At 71.5% G+C, this 4,008-nt stretch carries 4 protein-coding genes; 3 read left to right on the top strand and 1 reads right to left on the bottom strand.

Annotated elements, in window-relative coordinates; all coding sequences use genetic code 11:
- Positions 1 to 71 precede the first annotated feature (71 nt).
- Entirely contained in the window at positions 72 to 1,523 is a 1,452-nt protein-coding gene (locus IZR01_RS48490; RefSeq protein ID WP_194899890.1) for a family 2B encapsulin nanocompartment shell protein, read from the bottom strand.
- A gap of 161 nt (positions 1,524 to 1,684) precedes the next feature.
- On the opposite strand from IZR01_RS48490, the gene IZR01_RS48495 reads away from it, so the two are divergent.
- The 3 genes from IZR01_RS48495 to IZR01_RS48505 all read left to right on the top strand — a co-directional run.
- Positions 1,685 to 3,004: an NAD(P)/FAD-dependent oxidoreductase gene (locus IZR01_RS48495; protein ID WP_323747316.1), complete on the top strand. Its 1,320-nt coding sequence runs from the start codon at positions 1,685 to 1,687 to the stop codon at positions 3,002 to 3,004.
- Positions 3,001 to 3,273, top strand: a complete 273-nt coding sequence (locus IZR01_RS48500; protein WP_194899889.1) for a (2Fe-2S)-binding protein — start codon at positions 3,001 to 3,003, stop codon at positions 3,271 to 3,273. Before IZR01_RS48495 ends, IZR01_RS48500 begins: the two co-directional genes overlap by 4 nt.
- Positions 3,260 to 4,008 (top strand): NAD(P)/FAD-dependent oxidoreductase (locus tag IZR01_RS48505; RefSeq protein WP_194927814.1); only part of this gene is annotated, 749 nt, incomplete at its 3' end. The genes IZR01_RS48500 and IZR01_RS48505, both read left to right, overlap by 14 nt.

The raw sequence follows: 4,008 nt of genomic DNA on the forward strand, positions 1-4,008 counted from the left end.
CAGGCGCGCCAGGCCCGCCCGCCGCGCCGCCGCCACCCCCCACCGCCCACGCGGTGCCCACTGCCAGCGGCTCAGCCACGGGGCCGGGCGATCTCGACGTTCTCCAGCACGCCGAGCGCGTCCGGCACCAGGACCGCCGCCGAGTAGTACGCGCTGACCAGATAGTTGGTGATGGCCTTTTCGTCGACCCCCATGAACCGCACAGACAGCCCCGGCTGGTACTCGTCCGGGATCCCGGTCTGGTGCAGCCCGATCACCCCCTGCTCCGCCTCGCCGACCCGCAGCGCCAGGATCGAGGTGGTGTGCCCGTCCAGGATCGGGATCTTCGGCACCGGCAGCAGCGGCACGCCGCGCCACGACGGCACCTGGCTGCCCAACAGATCGATCGTCCCGGGATAGATGCCGCGCTTGGTGCACTCCCGGCCGAACGCGGCGATCGCCTTCGGATGCGCCAGCAGGTAGCTGGTGTCACGGCGCAACGACAGCAACTCGTCGAGGTCGTCCGGCGTCGGCGGGCCGGAGTGGGTGTGCACGCGCTGCTCGAAGTCGGCGTTGTGCAGCAGGCCGAAGGCGCGGTTGTTGACCAGCTCGTCCTCCTGCCGCTCCCGCACCGCCTCGATCGTCAGCCGCAGCTGCTGGTCCAGCTGGCTCATCGGCTTGTTGTAGAGGTCTGCGACCCGGGTGTGGATCCGCAGTACGGTCTGAGCTACAGACAGCTCGTATTCGCGAGGCTTCAGCTCATAATCGGCGAACGTGCCCGGCAACGCGGCCTCGCCCTCGTGCCCGGCGGACAGCGCGATCTCGGCCTCGCCGTGGGCGTTCTGCGCCTTGTCGCGGGTGGTGCGGTGCGCGGCCAAGTGCTGCTGCAAGCCCGCCGAACGCTCGATCAGGGCCCTGATCTCAGAGGTCGGCACCGACAGCGCGATCACCGGCGTCACGGCGCGGGCCGTGGTCCGCCACTTCGGAGCGTGGCCGTTGCTCGCCGCGCCATCGCGGGCACCGCTGTGGAACACCTCGTCGCCGAGGTGGTCGCCGTCGGCGAGGTGCCCGTGCACGGCGTGGTCGCCGTACTTGCCGCGCCCGGCCAGGTCCACCTTGCCGTGCGCGATCAGCCACAGGGTGTCCACCGGCGTCCCGGCCTCGGCCAGCGTCTCGCCGGCCCGGAACTCCCGGACGGTGAAGCGCGAGCCCAACTCGGTCAGCAGCGCCTCGTCGGCGAAGCCGCGCAGCGGCGGCAGCTCGGTCAGGGTCGGGGCCACGACGCTCACGTCGTCGTCGCCGGCCTGGCTGAACGCGACCCGGCCGCGGCCCACGGCGTGGTTGAGCCGGCGGTTCACCCGGTAGGCGCCACCGGCGGCCTGCACCCACGGCAGGACCCGCAGCAGCCACCGCGAGGTGATGCCCTGCATCTGCGGCGCAGTCTTGGTAGTGGTGGCCAGGTTCCGCGCCGCCGCGGTGTCCAGGCTGAGCTGATTGCCCTCGGCCGCGGTCTCCGGTGCCGCCGCGCTCTGCTCGACCGTCATCGTTCCCCCTCCAAAGCTGTGGGTGCTTGGCCCTCTCATCGTGGGTGCGGAATGGGGGCAGGTCTATTACCGCAAAGGGTGACAAAGAACAGACGATTCACGAATGGTTGCGGTATGGCCGACCGCTGGCGGCTAGCCGCAGCATGTGACATAGTACTGGCGTGAGCGCAGCCGTGAAGGGACCCCGCACCGGGCCGCCCGCCGGGTCCCGGACGACGTCCGACGTCGTCGTGATCGGCGCCGGGATGATCGGCGCGGCATGCGCGTACTACGCGGCGCGCGCCGGGTTCTCGGTGACGGTCGTCGACCGTGGGCCGGTGGCCGGCGGCACGTCCGGCGCGGGGGAGGGGAACCTGCTGGTCTCGGACAAGGAGCCGGGGCCGGAACTGGCGCTCGCGCTGCGGTCGCAGGAGCTGTGGCGGTCGCTGGCCGAGGAGGCTGCGGATTCCTCTGCTCGCGACTCTCCTGCCCCTGACTCTCGTGACTCCGCCTCCCGTGACTCCGCCTCTCCTGACCTCGCCTCTCCTTACTCCGGCTCTCTTGACTCCGCCTCGGGGCCGGGTTTCGAGTACGAAGCCAAGGGCGGCCTGGTCGTCGCGTTTTCGTCCGCCGATTTTGAGGCGCTGCAACGGTTTGCGGCCACGCAGGTACCTCTAGGCGTCGTCGCCGAGGAAGTCCCCGGAGACCGGCTGGCCGAATTCGAGCCCTTAATCGCCCCCGGCCTCGTCGGCGGATTCTGGTATCCGCAGGACGCACAGGTGATGCCCGCGCTGGCCACCGCCCGACTGCTCCGGGCCTCGGGCGCGACGCTGCGGTTAGGAAACGCGGTCACCGGCCTCGTGACGTCCGGCGGCGCCGTACGCGGGGTGCGTACGACGCAGGGCGAGATCTCGGCGCGGTTCGTCGTGAACGCCGCCGGTTTCGGTGCCGCCGCTATCGCCGCACTGGCCGGTTCCGCACTCCCGGTGCAGCCTCGGCGCGGGTTCGTGCTGGTGACCGAGCCGCTGCCGAATATGGTGCGGCACAAGGTGTACTCGGCGGCGTATGTAGCTGACGTCTCAAGCTCTGATGCCGCGCTCCAGTCCTCCGCGGTCGTCGAGGGGACGCCGTCGGGCCCGGTGCTGATCGGTGCGAGCCGGGAGCGCGTCGGGCTGGACCGGACGCCTTCCTATGACGCGCTCGGACGACTGGCGGCTCAGGGCGCTGAGTTGTTCCCGTTCTTGGCGGACGTGATGGTGCAGCGGTACTACTGCGGCTTCCGGCCGTATCTCCCGGACCACCTGCCCGCGATCGGCCCGGACGCCACCATCTCAGGACTCTTTCACGCCTGCGGACACGAGGGCGCCGGGATCGGCCTGGCCCCCGCCACCGGGGAGCTGATCGCCGCGATGATGGCCGGGACGGAGCCGATGATCGCGCCGGAGCCGTTCGGCCCGGCCCGGTTCGCGTCCTGTGACGAGCAGAAAGAGGCCGCCGGATGAGCGTGGAGTTCAGCTTCGACGGCCGGCCGATGACGGCCCAGGCGGGCCAGACCGTCGGCGCGGCGTTGTTGGCCGAGGGCATCAAGTCCTGGCGCACGACCCGCTTCGGCGGTCGGCCGCGCGGGTTGTTCTGCGGTATCGGCGTGTGCTTCGACTGCTTGGTGATGGTGAACGGGGAGCCGAACGTGCGGGCCTGCCTCGCGGTCGTCACGCCCGGGGATGTGGTGCGGACTCAGGTCGGGGATGGGCGGAGTGATGAGCGTGACTGACCCCGGATTCGTCCCTGGTGCCCCCGAGATTCCCGACGTCCCTGGCACCCCCGACGCCCCTGATGCGCTCGACGCAGCCACCGGGCGCGCCGCGCTCGACACCGCCGACACGGCCGACACCACCGACACCGCCGACACCTTCGGCGACACCGCGCACCTCGGCGCGTTCGACGTGGCGGTCATCGGCGCCGGCCCCGCGGGCATGGCCGCCGCGGCCACCGCCGCCGAACACGGCCTGCGTGTCGCCCTCCTGGACGCCGGCCGCCAACTCGGCGGCCAGTACTACCGCCACCCGGCCCCCGGCCTGACCGCACCCTGGCTGCCGAAGCTCTACCACGGCTGGCAGCAGTTCGAGCACCTGCTGACCCGCGTGGAGACCGCGAGCGGCATCGAGGTCCTGTTCGGCCACCAGGTCTGGGCGATCGAACCCGGATTCAGAGTCCTGACAGACCGAGGCCCGATCCACGCCCCGAACGTCATCCTCGCCACCGGCGCCTACGAGCGCGTCATCCCCTTCCCCGGCTGGGACCTCCCCGGCGTCTTCACCGCAGGCGGCGCCCAGGCCCTGCTCAAAGGCAACCTGGTCCTGCCCGGCCACCGCGTCGTCGTCGCCGGCACCGGCCCCCTCCTACTCCCCGTGGCCGCGGGCCTGGCCACCGCCGGCGCCCAAGTCCTCGGCCTCTACGAGGCCAACCACATCCGCGGCTACGCCACCCGCCCCCTGCCCCTGCTGAC

The sequence above is a fragment of the Catenulispora pinisilvae genome, assembly GCF_015356865.1.
Classification (GTDB): domain Bacteria; phylum Actinomycetota; class Actinomycetes; order Streptomycetales; family Catenulisporaceae; genus Catenulispora; species Catenulispora pinisilvae.

Excerpts from the sequence above, each read along its gene's own strand:
- IZR01_RS48490 (WP_194899890.1), bottom strand. The coding sequence starts at position 1,523 with ATGACGGTCGAGCAGAGCGCGGCGGCACCGGAGACCGCGGCCGAGGGC.
- IZR01_RS48500 (WP_194899889.1), top strand. The coding sequence starts at position 3,001 with ATGAGCGTGGAGTTCAGCTTCGACGGCCGGCCGATGACGGCCCAGGCG.